Raw genomic sequence first — 22,199 nt, forward strand, 5'->3', positions numbered from 1 at the left:
GCATGAAGCTAAAACAAATCGCCCGAGGCTGGAAGCCGCGAGCGCCACTGTAATATCATAACATGATCGATCTGCGAATAGCCAAATGGCAGGCGGCCGGGAGACCTCTCCCGGCACCTTCGCCTGTCCGTCAGAATGTGGGGCGCGGGATCGGGATCGGCACATTCGCCAATTGGCCCTTTGCGGCCGCGCCCTTGGGCGCATTAACCGCGACCGTCTCGCTGCCCGGTATAAGACCGGCAAAGGAATATTCCGGCGGGCGGGTCATTTCCTGCACATAGGGCGAATGGATGACCATGCGGCCGGCATCGTCGCGTCCCTCACTGCGGATTTTCGCCGCCTTCGGGTTGCATATTTCGGCGCTGATATCGTTGACCTCTGCGGTATCGCCATAAGGGGCAAGCGAGGCGAGCGAGACACCCTGACCGGAAGGAGACGTCAGGCCCATCTGCAGAAGATCGGCCGACTGGTCGGTTCGACCCGCGAGACTATCGGCACCCAGCACCACAGTGATGATCGAGCGGCCATTGCGCACGGCCGATGCCACCTGGTTGAACCCGGAAGCGCAGATAAAGCCGGTCTTCATGCCATCCGCGCCATCGAAGCGGCCAACCAGCATGTTGAAATTGGCGTAATTCTTTTTGCCCGTGGTGACGCCCTCAAGCGAGAAATAATGCGCATATTCGGGAAATTCCCGCTTGATGATCAGCGCCAGCAGCGCGAGGTCACGGGCCGTAGTGTATTGGCCCTTCCCCGGCAGACCATTGGGGTTCACGTAATGCGTGGAATTCATGCCGAGGCGCTGCGCCTGCGCATTCATCTGCGCCACGAAATTATCCGTGTTGCCGCCGATGGTCTCCGCAATCGCGACCGCAATATCGTTGGCGGACTTGATCAGCAGCAGCTTCAGCGCGCTGTCCATCGTCAGTTTCTGGCCGGGCTTGAAATACATCTTGGAGGCGGGCTGGTCGGCGGCCTTCTTGCTCATCACCACTTCGGTCTGCGGGCTGATCTTGCCAGCCTTCATCTGCGAAAAGGCGATATAGGCGGTCATCAGCTTGGTCAGCGAAGCCGGATACCATTTGCGGAAGGCTTCCTGGTGCGAGATCACCTTGCCGGTTTTGACATCGACCACCATTTTCGGATTGGCATTGGCCACCGGGGCCGCGGCGACGACACCTGCGGTGATGATGGCAATGGCTGCGGAAAGCCGGCGGGCGGCGTTTGGCGATTTGAAAGTCTGTGGCAAGGCTAGTCCTCGAATTCCCGTCTTCAGTCGGGGAATGGCAATATTCACCATATATGTCCTAGCAATGGCAAAGTACATTGATTACGTCAATTATGCGGCGCACTATCCACCACGGAGGATGGAGTTTTACGACACGCCGTACCGATGAACCCAGGAATGAACGAATGCCGATTTTGAACAGAGCCGCCGAACTCCAGCAGGAAGTCAGCGAATGGCGGCATCACCTGCACGAAAATCCAGAGATTTTGTATGATGTCGACAACACCGCGGCCTTCGTCGCGGAGAAGCTGAAATCTTTCGGCGTTGACGAAATCGTGACCGGTCTCGGCCGCACCGGCGTCGTCGGCATCATCAGGGGCAATCTTCCAGGCAATCGCACCATCGGCTTCCGCGCGGATATGGACGCGCTGCCCATAGTCGAGGAAACCGGCAAAGCCTGGGCATCGAAAACGCCCGGCGCCATGCACGCCTGCGGCCATGACGGCCACACCGCGATGCTTCTCGGCGCGGCGAAGTACCTCACCGAGACCCGCAATTTCGCGGGCTCGATCGCTGTCATTTTCCAGCCAGCGGAAGAAGGCGGCGCCGGCGCGCTCGCCATGGTCGAAGACGGCCTGATGGAGCGTTTCGGCATCGACGAAGTTTACGGAATGCACAATATGCCGGGCATTCCGCTTGGCGCCTTCGCCATCCGCAAGGGCGGCATCATGGCAGCACCGGACAAGTTCTCAATCACGGTCAAGGGCCGAGGCGGCCATGCGGCCCAGCCGCATCGCACGATCGACCCCATCACCATCGGCGCGCAGATCGTAGGCAACCTGCAAATGATCGCCTCACGCAATGCCGATCCGATCCGCTCCGTTGTCGTCTCGGTCACGCGCTTTCAGGCCGGCTCCAGCCACAACATCATTCCCAACGAGGCGCTGATCGCCGGCACCGTGCGCAGCCTCGATGAGACAGTGCGCGATCTCGCCCAGGAGCGTATCAAGCAGATGGCGGAAGGCATTGCGCTTGCCAATGGCGCAGAAGCCGAAGTCGTCTATGAGCGCTATTGCCCGGTGACCTTCAACCACGCCGCTGAAACCGACCACGCTATCCGTGTGGCCCGCGATGTGGTTGGCGAACCGAATGTAGACCCCGATGTCGATCCCTCCATGGCAGGAGAGGATTTCTCCTTCATGCTGAAGGAAAGGCCCGGCTGCTTCATCTTCATTGGCAATGGCGATTCGGCCGGGCTCCACAATCCGGGTTATGACTTCAACGACGAAGCCATCGCCTACGGCATCTCCTATTGGGTGAAACTTGCAGAACAGCGCCTGACGAGCTGATGTCAGGCCAACGCGAAGAAAGCGGAGGACGAGATCAACCGCGATGAAGAACGCGGTTGATCCGCCGGCTGGGTCAGGTTAAAGAGCAATTCAGTGTCCACGTAGCTCAGCAGGATAGAGCACAGGATTCCTAAGACAAATTGGGGGTTGCGTCCGGAAACGACGCAATCGATCTGCTCAAAGTCGGGGAAAGCTTCGCTGGTCTTCCAGCATGCCAATCCCGAGCCAAGCTCCGGAGAAATCCGGTGAAGGTGTAGAGACTGGATGGGCAGCACCTAAAGGCCTCACGGCCCATGGTGAAGGGACAGTCCAGACCACGAACGCCCTTCCCGACAAGGCAGGGCGGCGGCGAAAGCCGAAGCGGTATGAATCCTGGGGTCGGAGGTTCGAATCCTCTCGTGGACACCATTTCCTGAAAATTATTTAAAATCAATGACATAATCGGATAGCGACCAGCAGACAGCTGGTCCGGGCGCGAGAAGTGGTGCGTATTCTTTGCCAGCCTGGCCGCCTGCAATTGGCAAATATCAGATCGACCGACATAAAAGCGTTTCCTCCTAGAACACAGAAAGTTCAAAGCTTCGTAAGGGAACGTTGAAAGCCCGCGATCGCTTCCTATTTCCTATCAGTGACGACGAGGCGCCTGTCGAAGTGGGTCGCGCGAGACGAGGGAGATTTGATGATCGACGAATATGGTCCATATGTGCAGATGTCCACACTTGGAGAACAGATGGCTGCCTGCTACCAGACGGATGCAAATCTCGCGCTGGAACCGCATCTGGCACATTACATGGACGAGGTGGAGGTGAATATAGCCGCCGACAGCTTCAACCATGTTGGCTTCCTGAACGGGATCAGCAGCCGGTTGCAGGTGACGTTGGCGGCAACGACCAATCAAAGACGCCGGGAGTTTCTGCAAGCGGTTGTGGCTTCGCTTCAGGAGCGGATCGACCGCCATTCGTTCGATGTGGCTCAATAGGATTGGACCGGTCATCTCCCCGCGGTTGACCGGCTTGCCGCACTTGGTCGACGAGACGGTCACAAGGCCTGTCTTACAGGAGCCCTCGGCGGCCGTTGTTGACTTGGACGCGCCGTCATCATTCGACGAAAATCCGGACACTCGACGCACGGCCATCGGCGTCAATCACCGTGAGTGTGGAAAACCCCTGCCCTTCCGGTCGCCATTCACTGTTGCGACGGTGGGACGCATCCGGCAAAGGCAAACCGTTGGCGAGCCAGCGGAAGGGTGCACGCCCGCCCTGAAGCTTCAGCACCAGTGGCGAGATGCCCGACTGGCCGGAAAGCTCCACCCGCGCGCCCTCGGGCGGATAAACGATGCGCGGGGCGCTTTCACGTCTTGAAGCCGAAAGCAGGCCGTTTGCGGTCGTCGTAAAACGCCGCTGGTTTGCCGGAAGGTCGGCCACGCTCACGCGCGCGACGCCGGAGGGTGCTGCCGGCATTGGCGTGATGGCCACGCCCGATTTTTCAAAGGCCTCGAAGAGGATGGGAGCCGCCGTCGCGTAACCGGCAATACCCGGCACGGCGCCGTTATCGGCGCGGCCGACCCAGACGCCGACCACGTGCCGCCCGTCATACCCGATCGACCAGGCGTCGCGGTAACCGTAGCTGGTGCCGGTCTTGTAGGCAATGCCGCGCTGTTTCATGCCGAGTGGCGGCAGCACGCCGGACAGGATGTCCGAAACGTTCCAGATTGCGGCATCGGAAAACAATCGGTCGCCTTCCAGTCGTTCCGGGGCGGAGCGGACGCCATCACCGAGGCGTACGGGACCCTCGCCACCTGTTAGCCCGGCATAAAGCTGGACAAGATCGACAAGCGAAATACCGGCGCCTCCGAGAGCAATGGCGAGCCCGGGTGCTTCGTTGGCAGGCAACGCGAGTGTGACGCCAGACCGCCGGAACCGCACCATCAGCGCCGATGGGCTCACCGCGTCGAGCAATTTCACGGCGGGCACGTTGAGCGACAGTTGCAGCGCCTGCCTGATGCTGACATCGCCCTGATAATGCATGTCGAAATTGCGCGGCCGGTAACCGGAAAAATCAGCCGGGCGATCCTCGATGATGGTCTCCTGACCGATCAGGCCATCCTCAAAGGCGAGGCCATAAATGAATGGCTTGAGGGTCGATCCGGGCGAGCGCACCGCGCGGCTCATCTCCACGAAACCCCTCCTCGCGGTATCGAGATAATCCGCCGAGCCGACCTCCGCCAGAATATCCCCGCTCTCTGCGTCGGCCATGACGATGGCGACGGATACCTTATCGCCGATTTTTCCTGCTGCATGGCGCGCCACGCCTTCCAGTTCCCGCTGGATCGAAAGCTTCAGAGTCGAGCGTATTTCCGCAGCATTGGGGAATTTCGCACGCGCGGCAGCAGCCATGTGCGGTGCTAGCGCCGGCAGATCGCGCCGGCTGGTCGGAACGCCCGCAAGCGTCGCCCGTTCCGCTTCGCCCTCACCCACGACACGTTCGACGGCAAGCCTCTGCAAGACCCGTTCCCTTGCCTGTCTCGCCGCCTCGGGATACCTGTCCGGGCGACGCCTTTCTGGCAATTGCGGCAGGGCGACCAGAAGGGCCGCCTCGGCCGTGTCGAGCCTTCCCGGCTCCTTGCCGAACCAGGCGAGGCTGGCCGCGCGTATGCCTTCGAGATTGCCGCCATAGGGCGCGATATTCAGATAAAGATCGAGGATATCCGCCTTGCTGAGCCGCCGTTCGATTTGAATAGCCCGCAGGGCCTGAAGAAGCTTTGCCGAGAAGGAGCGATCGGCGCGTGGCTCGACCAGCCGCGCCACCTGCATGGAAAGCGTCGAGGCGCCGGATACGATCCGGCCGTTGCTCACCAGTTGCCACGCGGAACGCAGCAAGGCCCAGGGATCGATACCGTGATGGTCGTAAAAGCGTTGGTCCTCATAGGCGACCAGCATCCGCAGGAACTGCGGATCGACTTCGGCCGCCGTGGTGTCGAGCCGCCAGCGGCCATCCGCTGTTGCAAAGGCACGCAGCAACTTGCCGTCTCGGTCCAACACCTCGAAGGATCGCTGCCGCGCTGTCTCGAGCGGCGGCGGGTAGGCCTTGTCCAGCGCATCGAGACCGAAGGCCGCACCGCCGATAAGCAATGCGGCCATAACGAAGCCGACGATGACAGCTTTTTTCCGCCTCATGGGGTCGCCGAACGCACCTCCATGCGGCCGGTTGCGGTGCGGGCGGCAAATTGCGGCCGGTACATATCCTCAACAGACGCCGCCGGATGATCATAAGTACCGGGAGTGACCGCGCGGACGACATAGGCCAGCGCAATTTCCGAACTGTCCCCTGCCGAGCGATCGAAGGCCGCCACAAAACGGTCGTAGCGGAATTCGGTATGCGCCGCCTCCGTTTCCGGCAACCAGTCGAAATTCGACAGTTCGGCCGAATTGACGAGGCTCGGATTGTCGATCTCGAAACCGGAAGGCAGTAGATCCGTTACCAGAATGCGCGACTGCCAGCTATTTTGCGGCACCACGTTCAGAACCACGACATAACGTTCGTTCTGTGTGACGTCGCTCGGGTTCACCTCCTCGCCATCCATGGAATAATAGGTGCGGGTGATGGTGAAGCCTTCGCCGCCGGCAGCGAGCGGCTGAGCCGGCGGGGCCACCGTAGTGACGACGGCCGTGACCGGATCAGCCGAGGCATTGGCGATCTTCAGCGGTGCGGCCAGCAACTCGTCGCCGCTCATCCGCTTCCCGAAACCACCGGTCTGCAGATCACCGTTCACATCGAGACGGATATCCTTGTCCTCGCCTTTCACGGCCCGGGCGGCCAGCAGCATCCATGCCTGCTCCTGTGTGCTAGTATAGGGCTTCTTTTCCCATTCCCTTGCCACGGCACCGGCAAGCTGCGGCACGACGGCCGGAACCGGACGGCTTTCCGCCGCCAGCGCCAGCGCCGCCGCACCGTCGCGAAGGGCGGAGCCGTAATCGGCGCGGGCGAAGCTGACATTGGTGGCGCGGCTGGCCATGTCGAGCGAAGCACCGAACACGGTCTTCGAACGGGCCTGGTCGCCGTAAAGCGAAAGGGCTGCGGCAACCTGCGCCTTGGCAAGCGGCGTCGGGAAATCGGCAAGCGCAGTATCGGCGTAATAACGCAGATCGTTGATCGCCGCCTTGCGGTTGCGCGCCAGCACATAAAGCGAATAGGCGATCTCGTTGCCGCGATCCTTTACATTGCTGTCATAGGACAGGCCGTTCTGCAGGTTGTTCAACGCCTGCACCATGGCCGCTTCGGGGACATCGTACTTCTGCTCGCGCGCGCGGGTCAGGAAGTCGGTAATATAGGCATCGAGCCACAGATCGCCGTAACCCGGCGACCAGAGGCCGAAGCTGCCGGAACTCGACTGGAAGGACAGCACGCGGTAGACCGCTTCCTGGACCCTCTTTCGAGTGTCGGGATCTTCAGCCATGCCGCTGTCCTTCGTCAGTTCCGAGACGTAAAGCAGCGGCAGCGCGCGGCTCGTCGTCTGTTCGGCGCAGCCGTAAGGATATTTGTCCAGCATCATCACCAGCGCCGGGATATCGAAAGCGGGCGAGCGCGTGACATTAACGGCGACGGAGGAGCCGAGGAGCATGCTGTCGGCCAGAAGATCGCCGTTGATCGTCAGGCTGCTGTTCGGCGCAATCTTGATTTCGCGCCGCGTCGTGACTGGAAGAACGGCCGGGCGCACCGGAATGTTCAGAACCTGCTCAAGCGAGACACCTGCCGCATTGGAGACCTTGATTGTGATCGCGCCATTGCCGGGCTGTTCGCCCGTCAGCGGAACGGTCAAAGACGACTTGCCGCCCTTTTGCAGCGCAAGGGTCTGCGACACTTCACCCTGATCCACCGTCAGAGCGGTATTGCTGGTCACATCCAGCCGGTAGTCGGCGGCGTCGCCATCCGTATTGGCGATATCAAGCCGCAATTGCGAGATATCGCCGGGGGCGAGGAATTTCGGCGCGCTGGCCGTTACCACGACGGGATCGCGAATGATGGCATCGGAAACCGCATGTCCCACGCCGGTCTTCGTCCAGGCAACCGCCATGATGCGGGCCGTCCCGTTGAACTGCGGAATATCGAAGCTCACCGTCGCCTTGCCGTTAGCGTCAAGTTCGACCGGACCGGCAAAGAAGGCCACAAGCTTTTCCGTGGGCGGGCTGCCCTGAATGGCCGCCCCGCCGCCATCACCGCCGGTGCGCAGCCGGCCGGTGGCGCCAAGCGAGCCGTCAATCAGGCGGCCATACAGATCGCGGATTTCCAGTCCCAGCCGGCGCTGGCCGAAATACCATTCATCCGGCTTCGGCGGCTCATAGCGGGTGAGGTTCAAGATGCCGACATCGACCGCCGCAACGATGGCGTAGGCCTTTTCGCCCACACCAGCCCCCGCAACCGTGATCGGAATTTCGAGCGGCTGGCGCGGCAGCGTCTTCTGCGGCGCGCCGAGTGTGACGGCAAGCTTGCGCTCGGCCGGATCGACGGCAAGCCACTTGATGCCGATGGCGCGCATGGGCATACGGCTTTCCTGCGCGTCGCCGGGGCGGAACAGCGTCGCCGTCACATAAGCGCCAGCGCCCCATTCCTCGGTGACCGGAATGTCGATCTCGCCGCCCTCTTCGCCGATCTCGGCATTCTGTACCGCAATCAGCTTTTCCGAACCGGACGTTATCATCAATTCACCGGCGAAACGTGAGGAGACCTTGAGTTTGGCCGTATCGCCGATCTTGTAGCTCTGTTTGTCCAGCGCGATTTCCAGCGCATCCGGCGTTTCCGTCGAGCTTGCCTCGACATAGAAACCGGCATCGAATTCGACACTGGAAACCGGTGCGCCATTACCCGCACCCTCCACTTCCAGCCGGTAGCGGCCCCAGGTGACCGGCACGGAAATTTCGCCGCCATTGGCGTCGACCGAAAGCGTGCCGGTTTCCTGCTGCTTGGTGTATTCCACGGGCTCATAACGCCAGGAATTACCCTGACGATACCATTGATAGTTACGCTCTACCTTGATGAGCTTCCAGGTCAGGCCATTCATCGCCTGTTTGGCACCATCGGCACTGACACCGATGATATGGAAACGTCCAACGGAGTTCTGGGCGAGATCGCCGGAAAACTGCGGCTTGATGCCAATGACGGATGCTTCCGCCTTGATGGGCAGCGCCAGCGAGCGTTCCACGGCGCGGCCGCCGGCTTCGCGCATGCGCACGGTGATGTTGGCGGAGAGAAGCTGCGTTGTGGATGGCAGATCGGTGAGATCAACGTTGAAGCTCGCTTTGCCCTCTTCATCCAGGACCGGCAGATCGGCAAGCGTCGTGCGGTTTTCCTCTTCGCTTTCCTCGTCGGCCAGGCCGAAGAAATACCCTTCGAAATCGGCGCTGGTGCGCGTCGGCTTGATCGCGACCTCTCCTTCCAGCGTCAGGCCGGCAGCGGGCGCGCCATAAAGATAACGGCCATCAACGTCGATTGCCGTTTCTGCGCCCGGATCGATCTGTCTTGCCTTGCTCGAGAGGTCAAACTCGGTGCGGTCAGGCACAAAATCATCGACAAGGAAGCTCTTTTCGCTGATCGCAGCCGTCTTCGGGTCGGTATGGATGCGCAATGTCCAGGTGCCGCGCATGGCATTTGCCTGCAACGGCAGATCCACCGCATGACCGCCAAGCGCCTTGCCGTCGCTGACAAAGCGCCGGTCTTCCACCCCGTCAGGGCGTGAGAAAATGAAAGTGAGCGGCAGGTCCTCGATTGCCTTGCCGTCAACGTCACGGGCCAGGGCTGCGGCATGCACGGTCTCGCCGGCACGGTAGATGCCACGTTCGGTCCAGCTGAACACGTCGATAGCACCGGGTGCTGCACGTCCCGTCACGCCGCGATCCGAAAGATCGAAGCCTGCACGGGTCATATCGAGGAACACGTAATCCTTATCGCCGTTGCGCGCCGTCAGGATGGCAGGCGCCTGAGCCGCCGTGCCGCGCATCAGGCCGGCAGAGAACACCGCGCGTCCGTCCGCATCGGTTTTCGCGGTGCCCAGCACCTCGTTGTTCTTGGCCAGGAGCTGCAGATCCACGTCCGCAAGCGGTTTAGCGCTGCCGAGTGCACGGACAAATACATTCAAACCGTCCGTTCCGGCATAGGTGGTGATTCCGGTATCCGACACAAGGAACCATTGGGTGGCGCGCGAATCCCAGGTTTCCGGCGCCGTGCCCGGCGGCACGGCAGTCAGCACGTAGATGCCCGGCTTGCGCTCCGGCAAGGCCTCATCCACTGGAAAACTCGTGACCACATCCTTGTTGAGATCGGGCTGGATATCAATCGAGCCCTGCCAGACAAGCTCGCCGATTTCGTTTTCGATACGGTCGGCATTGTAACCGTCCATCTGCGTCAGAAACTGCGAATTTGCGAGCAGCGCGGTGATATTGCGGTCACCGACGCGATAAAGCTTCAGGTCGGCCTTGTCGGCATTCACAGAGACAATCGGAATGCCACGGCGCGCACTGCCCGGCAGCACGAAATTCTCGCCGGTGAAGCGCACGCTGGCCGTGCGGTCACGCACGTAAATATCGAGATTGACCTGTTTTTCCAGCGGCTGTTCCACGGAAGACGGCAGGCCGGCGCGCAGTGCGATCTTGTAGCGCTGGCCATGGGTCAGGCCTTCGACGCAAATTTCGCTGCCCTTCGCCTCGATGGCCTTGGGAGCTGCCCCATCCAGCGTGATGAAGGAAGAATAATCGACGCCATTCTTCACCAGCGGTTCGGAAAACTGCACGCAGGCGCGCGGGCTTACGCTGTCCGTATCCACCGTATTGTTGATGACGCGAAAACCCTGGCGCGTGCGCAGGTCGGCATAGGCCGCCTTTGTCTGTGAATCGTCGGTAAGCGCAAGGCTTTCCTTATAGGCATTGAGGGCTGCGCGATAATTCTGGGTTCTTTCAAATGCCTTCGCCAGCCGGTTCAGGGCTTCGGTGCGGGCGCTGACTGTTCGGCTCAGCTGATAGGCATTGATGGCGGCAGACGCCGCTTGCCCTGCGATCGAATAATTATCGGTGACCTGCGCCGCCGTTTCGGAAAGCTCCGCCCAGAGCGCGCCGTCGTCTGGCGTGATCGCAAGGGCCTGCTTATAGGTCGTAACCGCATCGGGAATATTGCCCCCGGCCGCCTGCTGCCGCGCCGTCTGTACGAGGGCTTCCACGCCTTGCCCGCCCTCACCGTCATTCGCCGCAAGGCCGGATTTCATTCGGCGCGCTTCCTGCTGCAGGCTGTCAGTGACGAAGGACAGGCGCTGCGGCGCGCCGATATCGGCTTCCGTCGCCGCTTCGACAATCTTGCCGGCAACCGCACCGGGGAAGGCGTTCAGCTGATTGAAATCAGATTTGAGGAAGCACCATTTCACCTTTGGATTGTAGGTAAAGGCCTTGCAGGATGTGTCTCCGGCGCAAATCTCGCCACATTGCTCCAACGAGACGTTTTGCTCCGTCCTGAGATCGAAGCCGAAATAATCGCCATTTTGGGTGGTCACGACCTTGCGGGAGGGTTCCGCCGCCATGGCTGGCGCAAAAATCATGGCGGCTGAGACCGCAACCAGCGAAATCCGGACGAGCGCGCGCAACGACATCAGTTCTCTCCCCGCAACAGACATGTCGGGCGGGACTCTGGTCAAATCCACGCATGGTTGTCAACGCATCTTCGTCAATTCGCGCCATGACAATCTGTGGAGAGTAAAAGAAGCTGCGATTAGTCCTCTATTTTACGCGCTTCCGAGATGAGCATGATCGGCACACCGTCACGAATTGGATAAGCAAGCCGTGCATTTTCGGATATGAGTTCATTGCGGGCACGGTCATAGGAAAGGCGGCCCTTCGTCAAAGGGCAGACAAGCAATTCGAGAAGCTTCGGATCGACGTTGTTCATCCTGTCGTCCATGGCGGCGATCCTACTGCAGCACGTTGCCGCCCTCACCCGATCCTTGGGCAAGAACGATCTCGGTGATGGCGATCAATGTTTCGGCCCGCGTCTTCAGATCGGGCGCTTCCAGCAGCGCCTGTTTTTCGGCGGGTCCAAAGGGAGACATCATGGAAAGCGAATTGACCAGAACACGGTTGCCGGCCCTTTCCACACTCTCCCAATCCGCTTCCAGCTGGTTGGCATCCAGAAACGAGCGGAACACCCGCAGCAGGTTTTCACGGTCCACGGCCTCCTCATCGTATTCGCCGGAGAGATCGGCGATGAAGGGCGCGTGACGGAAACTGCGATAGGGCTTGCCGGCCTCCACCTCCTCCAGCAGACGGAAACGGCACACACCGGTCAGCGAGATGATGTAACGGCCATCGCCGGTTTCGGAAAAGGAGGTGATGCGGCCAAGGCACCCAACCGCACTCAACGGCCCGCCCTCTAGGCCCGATTCAATGACATGAAGGGCTGGCTGCACCATGCCGATGAGACGGTGACCCGCCAACGCCGTGTCGATCATGGCAAGATATCTTGGCTCGAAGATATTGAGTGGAAGATGGCCTTCCGGCAACAGAAGAGCACCGGGAAGGGGAAAAACCGGCACGGTTTCCGGCAGGTCGTCGCTCTTCACATATCTTGCATTTCCGACATGCATGGGAATCAAGCCCCCTGTTCACTGCTGCCGGCCGGCGGATCAACCGCCTGGCCGGGATATGCCCGCATTAAGAAAACAGTATCGACGAAAGCTTCCGGCGGCCCGCGACGGTCGCCGGATCCTTAAAGCCCCAGGCCTCGAAAAATTCGAGAAGCTGGCGGCGCGCGCCGTCGTCGTCGAAGGTCCGATCCTTACGCATGACGTAGAGCAGGTGTTCCGCCGCCTCGTCGCGCCGGCCCTGCGCATTCAGCACCTTCGCAAGCTTAACCCGTGCCTCGTGTCGATCCGGGTCGGCTGCCAGTTCGCTTTCCAGCGCCACGGGATCGCCGATCTTGCGGGCTTCCTCATATTGGGCGATCTTTTTCGAAACGAGCTGAATGCCCGCATCCTCATTGAGTTCCGCCGGCAGTGACGACAGCAATTCACTGGCCCGCTCATATTGTCCGGCGGCGATCATGCATTCGGCAATGCCGGCAATCGCTGCGGGGTTTTCCGGATCCGCCTGCATGACGGCGCCAAAGAGCTGTGCTGCGCCGTTAAAATCGCCATCGGCCAGAAGCTGTTTCGCTTCGGTCAGAACGGCCTCGATCTCCGCCTTGGGATCGCCTGCATCAGGGCCGGCAATCTTTTCGACGAATTGCTTGATCTGGCTTTCCGGCACCGCGCCCATGAAGCCGTCGACCGGCCGGCCATCGGCAAAAGCGACGATTGCCGGAATGGACTGGATGCCGAGTTGGCCGGGAATGGACGGGTGGTCGTCAATGTTCAGCTTCACGAGCTTCACGCGGCCATTCGCTTCGTTGACGACTTTCTCGAGCACGGGCGTCAGCTGTTTGCACGGGCCGCACCAGGGCGCCCAGAAATCCACGAGAACTGGCTGACGACGTGACTCTTCCAGAACGTCCTTGGAGAAACCAGCCGTCGTTGTGTCCTTGATGTGTCCGGAGGACGCACCATTCAGCTCGCCACTATAGTGCGCGCTTGCGGACATCTGCCCGCCGTAGGAACCGCCGTAAGGATTATTCGTGTCGCTCATGCCGGTCTCCCGTAACCTCTGTCATATGTCTTGATTGAACCAAAGATCGTGTCTCACTCGCTGACTTTCAAGACAAGCGGCGTATGTCCGGTCGCCTCGAGAAAGCGAATGAGATCCGCGGATGCGATCGTCGTCGTCTGATCGTTGGAGAGCGGGTGGCCATTGACAAGTTCGTTTTCCAGCAGCGCGCTATCCAACACAAAAGTGACCTGCCGGTCCGTGTCGTTGATTGCGCCGAACACCGTGACCGAACCCGGCACCACACCCAGATATTCGAGCATTTTTTCCGGCCGGCCGAAGGACACGCGGCTTGCAGCACCGATGATCTTATGGACGCTTTTCAGATCCACCACCGCGTTTTCTTCCACGGTCAGAACGAAGTACTGGTCCTTCTTGTCCTTTACAAAGAGGTTCTTTGTGTGGCCCCCAGGGATCAGGTCGCGCAATGACTGCGATTCCGCGACGGTAAAGACAGGCTCGTGCTGTTTCGTGGTGTGCGAAATTCCGAGCCCATCGAGAAATTCGAATAGCTCCGCTGCCGTCTTGCGAGAATTCTCCGCCATATGCTGCCACCTGCCTCTGCCGATTCCATTGTCGTTGCGTCATGATTAAGTGGGCAGCCGCCCATTGGCAACGCGGGAAAAATCGGCTGCAGGAAAAATTATCAATCTTTTCCGCCGCTTGTCGCATTTCTCAAAGAAATTTTCGCGTTTTTGTCATTTCCCTGTTGCATTCCAAAATCGATTGAGCGATATAGCGCCCGTCGCCGCTTCGGCGGCCCACGGTTCAGCATACTACCCCGGACCGGTGGATTTGAGCGGGTGTAGCTCAGGGGTAGAGCACAACCTTGCCAAGGTTGGGGTCGAGGGTTCAAATCCCTTCGCCCGCTCCAGTTTCCCAAGTCATGATCTTCCGGATGTTTATTTTTTCGCAGCGGCGGTTTTCGTTGCGGCGTCACCGGCTTCATATTGTCTGTGTACGAGCGGTACAAAAATCGTCCCCCGGGCGGAACCTATATCGAGGATGGCCGTTTGAACGCTGAGGCTCCTAACCTCAGTTCCCTCTGATTGCCCGCTGCCAGCGGGCATTTTTTTACCCTCTTTAAAGTCGCCTCCTGCGCCCGCCCCTTTAAAACTACGGGTGAGAGCCCCGTCATACGCGGCTGAATGGCAGAACACCCCTTTCAGCAGCAACAATATGACGCCTTGATCTTGCCATATTTCATTCAGTGTGCTTTTGTGCAGCCGCCCTTGTGGGAGGGGGTAGAGGTTGAGGCCCGCTGGCTGCATTTCAGCAGTAAGCGGGTTTCCCTTTTTTTGGGCGAGATTCGCCGGCAAAGGCGCCTGATCCATTGCTATTTTCCACCGAGACAAGCAACGAACTCCCGCGCTGCACGGTGAGGTATGGTTTTTTCGTATGAAGAAAAGTGGTAGCGGGAGAGGGACTTGAACCCCCGACACGCGGATTATGATTCCGCTGCTCTAACCACCTGAGCTACCCCGCCACAGGGGAAACGTGACAGTCATGTGACCGGCCGTTCCATCAGGATGAGCGGCTTATAAGGTGCCGCTCCCCAAAGTGTCAAGCGCAAGATGCGCAAAAAATTCGCTTTCCCCATCGCTGCAAAAAGCGAGTGGTTTCAGGCGGCAACCGGCTTTTCCAGAAGCGCCTTGAGCGACGCCTCGGCCTCCGCCGAGCGTTCGGACCGTTCAATGAAACCGCCGCCGTACACGCGGGCATCCGCGCCCGGCGCGGAATAAAGCACGCAGGCCTGACCGGGCGCGACACCCGCCTCTCCGGTCATCAGGTCGACATAGATACCATTCTCATCCGCATGCAGCACTGCCTCCGTCGGAGGACGGGTGGAACGCACCTTGGCGAAGCAGGCAAAGCCCTGCCCGGCGTCGACGGCCAGGTCGCCATCACCCAGCCAGTTCATGTCACGCAGATAGACGCGGCGGGTTTCCAGCGCCTCACGTGGGCCAACGATGACCCGGCGGCCACGCGCATCGAGATGCACGACGTAAAGCGGCTCGCCTGTCGCAACACCGATACCGCGGCGCTGGCCGATCGTATAATGCACGATGCCATCGTGGCGGCCGAGCACACGCCCGTCGAGATGCACGATATCACCCGCCAGAGCCGCATTCGGCTTCAGCTTGTTGATGATATCGGTATATTTGCCCTGCGGCACGAAACAGATATCCTGGCTGTCGGCCTTCTTGGCAACGACAAGCCCCATTTCTTCCGCCAAAGCCCGCGTTTCGGCCTTGGAGAGGCCACCGAGGGGAAAGCGCAGATAATCGATCTGTTCCTGCGTGGTTGCGAAGAGGAACCAGCTCTGGTCGCGGTCGCTGTCGATCGGCCGATAGAGCGCGCGGCGGCCCGGCTGGCCGGGAACGGGGTTGGGCCGCGAACGGATGTAGTGGCCCGTGGCCAGCGCATCGGCACCCAGTTCCTGCGCGGTCGCTAGAAGATCGGCGAATTTTACCGTCTGGTTGCAGGCAACACAGGGAATGGGCGTCTCACCCATCGCATAAGCTTCCGCAAAGGGGTTGATGACGGTTTCACGGAACCGCGCTTCATAATCCAGCACGTAATGGGGGATACCCAGCGTTTCGCAGACCCGGCGCGCATCGTCGATATCCTGGCCGGCGCAACAGGAGCCGGCGCGGTGCACGGCGGCGCCATGGTCATATAGCTGGAGGGTGATGCCGAGGACATCGTAGCCCTCGCGCTTGAGGATACCGGCCACAACAGAAGAATCGACGCCACCGGACATGGCGACAACGATCCGGGTATCTTCCGGCCTCTTGTCAAAATCGAGCGTATTCACGTTTTTTCCCATCGTCAGTCATAACGGGGGTAAAGGCCCCGCCGCCTGTCGGTCATCCGCCGCGAGAAACCTTGCCCACTAAAAGGGCCGTCCTGTCTCGCCATACCGCGGATTTAAGGGCTGCATATAGAAAGGAATGGCTTCACACGCAAGTACGGGGCGGAAAACCGCCCCGTAAAGCCGTCTGATTCCCCTTGTGGAGGGCTTCAGGCGCCAGCCGTCTTCTGGCCGCTGCTGCCGAACCACTTGTCGCGCTCCCGCCACAGGGCGGGCATGGCCAGCAATCCGATGGCCGTGAAGGCGATCAGCGTCTTGTTCAGCTGCGACAGTTCGGCCGTGCGTCCATCGAGATAATAAACGCCGTAGACGATCGCCACGTGCCAGACATAGACCTGCAGCGAGTGGCGGCCGAGCAATTGCAGGAACTTCAGCGACAGCACCCAGATAACGCCTTCGGCGATTGAGCGCACGAGCGGGCGGTGGTGATGCGGTCCGGCAATCACGAGCCAGGTGAGGCCAACGCCGACGGCGAGGAAGTTGATGAGATAGACCGGGCCGAAATCGGCGCGGATTTCCATCGTCGAAAACTTGCCCATCATGAATTCCGGCATCAGACCCCACGCGGTAGCGATGCGGAGCGGCATGAAGAACAGGCAGATGACAAGCGCGGCCTTCGGCAGCCAGGTGTGCTCCGGGGAGAAAATCTTCTTCCACGGAATGCGGTTCTGCGCCGTCATAGCACCCATCACCAGCGCCGAGTAGAACACCAGCTGCCAGCCGAGCAGGTTGAAGCTGACGCGAATACCCTGTTCGTCCGCGCCTTTGACGAGTTCATTGAGAGGCGTCGTCACAATCTGCTGCAGGCCAAGCTGTCCCGCCATCCAGACCAGCAGCGAGCCGGCCATGACATAGGCCCACTTGCCATCGAGGCAGAGCTTCACCAGGACAGGCGCGAAAATCATGTAGACAATATATTGCGGCAGAATGTCCATGAAGGTCGGCTGAAAGAGAAATGTCGCAATTGCCGCCAGACGCAGCGGATCGTCGAAAGACGTCATGCCGAGCCAATTGTACCAGATATAGGGCGCATGCGGGATGATCATACGGAAGAACAGAACGGCGATGACGAGACCCATCGCATAACGATAGAGTTCCAGCGCGCGGTTCCAGATCATCTGTTTACCGGCGTCATAGCCATATTTCATCATCTTGCGCGCATATACCATGCCGATCAGCAGGCCGGACAGGAATACGAAGCCCTGCGCGTCCTCGACAAAGGCGAACTGGCGATGGTTGATTTCCACCAGCCAGAAGCCGCCGGCAAACACCAGATGGTTGATCAGCATGAAGACGAGGAAGTAACCACGCATCCCGTCGATCAGGTCAAAGCGTTTCATTTCGATAGCTCTCCGTTCTCGCGGGCCGTGCATTGCCCGGCCACCCAGCCCGGCCTGCGAGATGCCGGGAATTGGATTGTCAACGCGTTTTTGCGGCTGAGGTTCCGCTCCCAAAGCGGTTTAGAACCGGCACGAAAAGTCACATTGACGTGTACGCCCTGTGGTTAGGACGCGGGGACTGAATGCCGGATGAATGAAAAAAGGCAATTCCGTGAAGCGGATAAGCCATGCGCCGGGGACATACCGTGGCAAACAAGCCTCAAGGCCTTGCATGGCAGGGGAAAGCCGAATCCGCCGAGCGTGGCTGGCGGATATATCACCCGTAAGATCTCCCAATCTTTTTTCGCGGCATCCCGCCATGCTTTTTAGGAAGCTTATCGAACGAAACGAATAAAGGCCCGGCGGTGAAGCGACCGCCGGGCCTTATCCGTTTAAGAGGCTCTGATTCGTCAGGCGGCGGCCTGGATGGCGGCGACCTGCCAGTTGTCGTTGCCGGGGCGGCGGACAAAGGTCCACATTTCCACCGATTCGGACGGATGTTGCTCGTCACCTTCGATCACCTTGCCGGAGGTGCGGTCACGCATCACGTCGATGGCAGAGTAGCGCATCGCGACTGTCGCGTAGTCCTGCCCTTCTTCGTGCCATGCTTCGGCGACATCGCCCTGCAGTAGCGTCACCTCGCGCACGTCGTTTTTCACACCGCTGGTCGCGTTATCGCTGAGTTCTTCAGCGAGATAAGACATGGCTTCGGGCGTCGTCAGTTTGCGCAATGTGCCATAATCCTCGGCGGCATAGGCAGCCTGCACGTCTTCCAGCATTTTCTGGAACGTCTCGAGGTCGCCCTGCGTGATGCCGATTTCGTCGCCTTCCGAGATGGCGTTGGCATGGGGCGTGGGCTTTGCCGTTGCGGCAGCAGCAGCCGCTCCGCCCGCAGCGCCGGCCATCGCGCCGATCTTCGGAATCTTGAACGAGGATGCTGCCGGACCCGCCTGCGAACCGCCATTATAGGAGGAGCCGGAATGATCCGTGCGTTGCGAGCCGTTGGCCGATCCATAAGCGGGCTGGCCCTGACGGCGCGACGCGAAGAAACGCATGGCGAGCATGACCAGAAGGCCGATCAGCGCAACCTGTAGCAGCATGCCGAAGAAACCGGCCATGCCGCCGAAACCACCACCCAGAAGCATGCCGAACAGACCGCCCATCAGCAGGCCGCCCATCAGACCACCCATCATGCCGCCGAAGAGGCCACGATTTTGCTGCGGCGCCTGTGCGCCAGGACGTGCCGGCTGAGCAGCGCCAGGAGCTGCCTGGTTGGTGTTGGGCGTCATGCTGCGGTTAATCGGCGCGGTCTGGCCGGGCGCAGTGCTGGTCGAAGGCGGAGCGGAGTAGGTCCGCGTGCCACGGCTGCCGAAACCGCCGCTGGCGCGACGTGCTTCTGCCATATCAACCGCCACAAAAGACACCGCGATACCAAGCGCGGCGACTGCGAACAAACCCTTGAAGCGCCGAAAGGCAGCAAACATCGTTATCTCCTGTTGGCCGCCCTCCCATGAGCGGCATCTCAACAGGCGATATAGCAACTCATGATCATCATTTTTAGACCGCTCGGCTTAAATTTTTTGTGATATGCAACCAAGGCGTGAGGCGCGTGCAATCTGCCGCAAATCGAATGCTGGAAAAACAAAAACCGGCACAGGGTTTCCCCTGCACCGGTTCCTATTGTCCCCTTGGGAGGAACGATAGATCAGTCGACGTTGAACGTCAGCGGCTTGACCTGACGGATGGCCGGGTTGGCGCGCAGCTTGTCCAGCACCTCTTCGGAAACCGGACCGTCGACATAAAGCAGGGCGATGGCGTCGCCGCCTTCCTTTTCACGTCCAAGCTGGAAGTTGGCGATGTTGACGCCAGCCTCGCCGAGCGTGGTGCCCATGAAGCCGATCATGCCGGGAACGTCGGTATTGGTGATGTAGATCATGTGCGATCCGACATCGGCATCCATGTTGATGTTCTTGATCTGGATGAAACGTGGCTTGCCATCCGAGAACACCGTGCCGGCAACCGAGCGGATCTGGTTTTCCGTCTTCACCGTCAGCTTGATGTAACCGTCGTAAACGCCGGTCTTGTCGCGCTTGACCTCGGAAAGGATGATGCCTTTCTCCTTGATCATGACCGGGGCCGAAACCATGTTCACGTCGGCAACCTGACTGCGGATGAGGCCGGCCAGCAATGCACTGGTCAACGCCTTCGTGTTCATGTTGGCGGTTGCACCGTCATAAAGGATTTCGATTTCCTTGGTGGCGCTTTCCTGTACCTGGCCGACGAAAGACCCGAGAACATCCGCGAGACGGATGAAGGGCTTCAGACGCGGCGCTTCCTCAGCCGTGATCGACGGCATGTTGATGGCGTTGGACACGGCACCCTTGACGAGGTAATCCGACATCTGCTCGGCAACCTGCAGGGCAACGTTTTCCTGTGCTTCCGTGGTCGAAGCGCCAAGATGCGGCGTGCAGACGACGTTAGGAAGGCCGAAAAGCGGGCTCTCGGTGGCGGGCTCGACTTCGAACACGTCAAAACCGGCACCGGCGACATGGCCGGACTTGATGGCTTCCGCAAGGGCAGCTTCATCCACTAGACCACCACGGGCGCAGTTGACGATACGTACGCCCTTCTTGGTCTTGGCAAGGTTCTCGGCGTTCAGGATGCCGCGCGTCTTGTCGGTCATCGGCACATGCAGGGTGATGAAATCGGCCTGGGCCAGCAACTCGTCCAGCTCAACCTTGGTGACGCCCATTTCCTGCGCGCGCTCCGGCGACAGGAAGGGGTCGTAGGCGAGAACGTGCATCTTGAGGCCAAGTGCACGCGAGCAGACGATCGAACCGATGTTACCCGCACCGATGACGCCGAGCGTCTTGCCGGTGATTTCGACACCCATGAACTTCGACTTTTCCCACTTGCCGGCCTGCGTGGAGCTGTCGGCTGCAGGAAGCTGGCGGGCGACGGCAAACATCAGCGCAATCGCGTGTTCTGCCGTTGTAATGGAGTTGCCGAAAGGCGTGTTCATGACGATGATACCGCGGCGCGAGGCAGCCGGGATATCAACGTTGTCGACGCCGATGCCGGCGCGGCCGATGACCTTGAGGTTGGTCGCGGCTTCGATCAGCTTTTCGGTTGCCTTGGTGGCAGAGCGGATGGCCAAGCCATCGTAATTGCCGATGATTTCAGCAAGCTTGTCCTTGTCCTTGCCGAGCTTCGGCTGGAAATCAACTTCGACGCCACGATCACGGAAAATCTGGACGGCGGTTTCCGACAGTTCGTCGGATACGAGTACGCGAGGTGCCATGGTTCACGGGCTCCTTGAAAAACGGTGCAGTTTTGAAAGCGGGAACTATGCGGCCCTGCATCAGCGCAGGGCCGGTATGAAATCAGGCGGCAGCCTTGGAAAGTGCTGCCTTCTGCGTCTGGTAAGCCCAGGTGAGCCAGGGCATGACGGCTTCCATATCAGCCGTCTCGATGGTGGCGCCGGCCCAGATGCGCAGACCGGACGGGGCGTCGCGGTAAGCGCCGATATCGAGGGCGACATTTTCCTTTTCGAGCAGGGCGACGACGCCCTTGGCAAAATCGGCCTGTGCCGCGGCATCCAGCGCCTGGACCTCGGGATCGACGATCTTGAGGCAGACGGACGTATTGGAGCGAGTTTCCGGCTTCACGGCCAGGTTGGCGATCCAGTCGTTCTTCTCGATGAAGTCGTAAATAACCTTGGCATTGGCATCGGCGCGGCCGATCAGCGCCTTCAGGCCACCGAGATTCTTTGCCCAGAGCAGCGCGTCGATATAATCTTCAACGCAGAGCATGGACGGCGTGTTGATGGTTTCACCGGTGAAGATGCCTTCGATCAGCTTGCCGCCGGAAACCATGCGGAAGATTTTCGGCAGCGGCCATGCCGGTGCGTAGCTCAAGAGACGCTCAACGGCGCGCGGCGACAGGATGATGACGCCATGGCCGCCCTCGCCGCCGAGAACCTTCTGCCAGGAGAAGGTGACGACGTCGAGTTTCGTAAAGTCCATATCCTGCGCGAAAGCCGCCGAGGTGGCGTCGCAGATGGTCAGGCCCTTGCGGTCGGCGGGAATGAAATCGGCGTTGGGAACACGAACGCCAGAGGTCGTACCGTTCCAGGTGAAGACTACGTCGCGGTCGAAATCGACTTCGGCAAGGTTCGGCAGCAGACCGTAATCGGCCTCGAACTTGCGAACGTCCTTCAGCTTCAGCTGTTTGACGACGTCGGTGACCCAGCCGGCGCCGAAGCTTTCCCAGGCGAGCATATCGACGCCACGTTCGCCGAGCAGCGACCAGAGCGCCATTTCAACGGCGCCGGTGTCGGATGCGGGAACGATACCGATGCGATAATCGGCGGGAACATCAAGAACTTCACGGGTGAGATCGATGGCCTGCTTCAGCTTGGCTTTGCCAACCTTGGCGCGATGCGAGCGACCGAGCGGCGCATCGGAGAGAGCATCTAGCGACCAACCGGGGCGCTTCGAGCAGGGACCAGAGGAAAAATGCGTATTGCCCGGACGGACGTCCGGCTTCACGATATCTGTCATTTGACTACCCTTCCAGATAGGCGCTCCACGTTAGGGTGGAGTGTCCTGACGCCGTTGCTATTCCTGTCGCCGATCCCAGTCAAGCGGAATATGTCGCTACGCAGAAGAATCTTGGTCCATATGCGTCATGTCC

15 protein-coding genes and 2 tRNA genes are annotated in these 22,199 nt (G+C 60.0%); 3 read left to right on the forward strand and 14 right to left on the reverse strand.

All coding sequences use genetic code 11. The annotated features are described in order from the left end of the window. Positions 1-130: 130 nt before the first annotated feature. Positions 131-1,249 carry a D-alanyl-D-alanine carboxypeptidase family protein gene (locus K7A42_RS24835; RefSeq protein ID WP_034497250.1) on the reverse strand — a complete coding sequence of 373 codons (1,119 nt, stop codon included), beginning with the start codon at positions 1,247-1,249 and terminating at the stop codon, positions 131-133. A gap of 164 nt (positions 1,250-1,413) precedes the next feature. Between K7A42_RS24835 and K7A42_RS24840 the strand changes: the two genes are divergently transcribed. Both K7A42_RS24840 and K7A42_RS24845 read left to right on the forward strand, forming a co-directional pair. Beyond that, on the forward strand, positions 1,414-2,577 hold the full coding sequence (locus K7A42_RS24840; RefSeq protein ID WP_004445691.1) for a M20 aminoacylase family protein: 1,164 nt from the start codon (positions 1,414-1,416) through the stop codon (positions 2,575-2,577). Between the two features lie 679 nt (positions 2,578-3,256). Further along, a complete protein-coding gene (locus K7A42_RS24845) occupies positions 3,257-3,556 on the forward strand; it encodes a hypothetical protein (protein ID WP_282456076.1) in 300 nt (99 codons plus the stop codon). A gap of 118 nt (positions 3,557-3,674) precedes the next feature. On the opposite strand, the gene pbpC is transcribed toward K7A42_RS24845, so the two are convergent. From pbpC to K7A42_RS24875, 6 genes are all read right to left on the reverse strand, one after another. Then, on the reverse strand, positions 3,675-5,753 hold the full coding sequence (gene pbpC, locus K7A42_RS24850) for a penicillin-binding protein 1C (protein ID WP_112554679.1): 2,079 nt from the start codon (positions 5,751-5,753) through the stop codon (positions 3,675-3,677). After that, complete coding sequence (locus K7A42_RS24855) at positions 5,750-11,206, reverse strand: alpha-2-macroglobulin family protein (protein WP_282456077.1); 5,457 nt, start codon at positions 11,204-11,206, stop codon at positions 5,750-5,752. Before K7A42_RS24855 ends, pbpC begins: the two co-directional genes overlap by 4 nt. A gap of 119 nt (positions 11,207-11,325) precedes the next feature. Next, positions 11,326-11,514 carry a Trm112 family protein gene (locus K7A42_RS24860; RefSeq protein ID WP_004445702.1) on the reverse strand — a complete coding sequence of 63 codons (189 nt, stop codon included), beginning with the start codon at positions 11,512-11,514 and terminating at the stop codon, positions 11,326-11,328. A gap of 10 nt (positions 11,515-11,524) precedes the next feature. Next, positions 11,525-12,196 (reverse strand): LON peptidase substrate-binding domain-containing protein, encoded by a 672-nt coding sequence (locus K7A42_RS24865; protein ID WP_022563035.1) that lies wholly within the window; start codon positions 12,194-12,196, stop codon positions 11,525-11,527. 67 nt (positions 12,197-12,263) lie between these two features. After that, positions 12,264-13,232 (reverse strand): thioredoxin, encoded by a 969-nt coding sequence (trxA, locus tag K7A42_RS24870; protein ID WP_282456078.1) that lies wholly within the window; start codon positions 13,230-13,232, stop codon positions 12,264-12,266. 53 nt (positions 13,233-13,285) lie between these two features. Continuing rightward, complete coding sequence (locus K7A42_RS24875; RefSeq protein WP_004445709.1) at positions 13,286-13,795, reverse strand: prolyl-tRNA synthetase associated domain-containing protein; 510 nt, start codon at positions 13,793-13,795, stop codon at positions 13,286-13,288. 254 nt (positions 13,796-14,049) lie between these two features. Between K7A42_RS24875 and K7A42_RS24880 the strand changes: the two genes are divergently transcribed. Continuing rightward, positions 14,050-14,124 (forward strand) — tRNA-Gly (locus K7A42_RS24880). Between the two features lie 28 nt (positions 14,125-14,152). Here K7A42_RS24880 and K7A42_RS24885 read toward each other — a convergent pair. The 7 genes from K7A42_RS24885 to K7A42_RS24915 all read right to left on the reverse strand — a co-directional run bounded on the left by K7A42_RS24885 (position 14,153) and on the right by K7A42_RS24915 (position 22,066). Continuing rightward, positions 14,153-14,584, reverse strand: a complete 432-nt coding sequence (locus K7A42_RS24885) for a hypothetical protein (protein WP_282456079.1) — start codon at positions 14,582-14,584, stop codon at positions 14,153-14,155. 75 nt (positions 14,585-14,659) lie between these two features. Next, positions 14,660-14,736, reverse strand: a tRNA-Met gene (locus K7A42_RS24890). A 135-nt stretch (positions 14,737-14,871) separates the two neighbouring features. Further along, entirely contained in the window at positions 14,872-16,068 is a 1,197-nt protein-coding gene (gene mnmA / locus K7A42_RS24895) for a tRNA 2-thiouridine(34) synthase MnmA (protein WP_035209137.1), read from the reverse strand. A gap of 206 nt (positions 16,069-16,274) precedes the next feature. Next, complete coding sequence (locus tag K7A42_RS24900) at positions 16,275-17,465, reverse strand: OpgC family protein (protein WP_022563038.1); 1,191 nt, start codon at positions 17,463-17,465, stop codon at positions 16,275-16,277. Positions 17,466-17,914: 449 nt separating this feature from the next. Continuing rightward, on the reverse strand, positions 17,915-18,988 hold the full coding sequence (locus K7A42_RS24905; RefSeq protein ID WP_174151329.1) for a Tim44 domain-containing protein: 1,074 nt from the start codon (positions 18,986-18,988) through the stop codon (positions 17,915-17,917). 221 nt (positions 18,989-19,209) lie between these two features. Further along, positions 19,210-20,805: a phosphoglycerate dehydrogenase gene (serA, locus tag K7A42_RS24910; RefSeq protein WP_003506257.1), complete on the reverse strand. Its 1,596-nt coding sequence runs from the start codon at positions 20,803-20,805 to the stop codon at positions 19,210-19,212. An 82-nt stretch (positions 20,806-20,887) separates the two neighbouring features. Then, positions 20,888-22,066, reverse strand: a complete 1,179-nt coding sequence (locus tag K7A42_RS24915; RefSeq protein ID WP_022563040.1) for a phosphoserine transaminase — start codon at positions 22,064-22,066, stop codon at positions 20,888-20,890. Positions 22,067-22,199: the final 133 nt, after the last annotated feature.

The sequence above is a fragment of the Agrobacterium sp. InxBP2 genome, assembly GCF_026191755.1.
Classification (GTDB): Bacteria; Pseudomonadota; Alphaproteobacteria; order Rhizobiales; family Rhizobiaceae; genus Agrobacterium; species Agrobacterium pusense.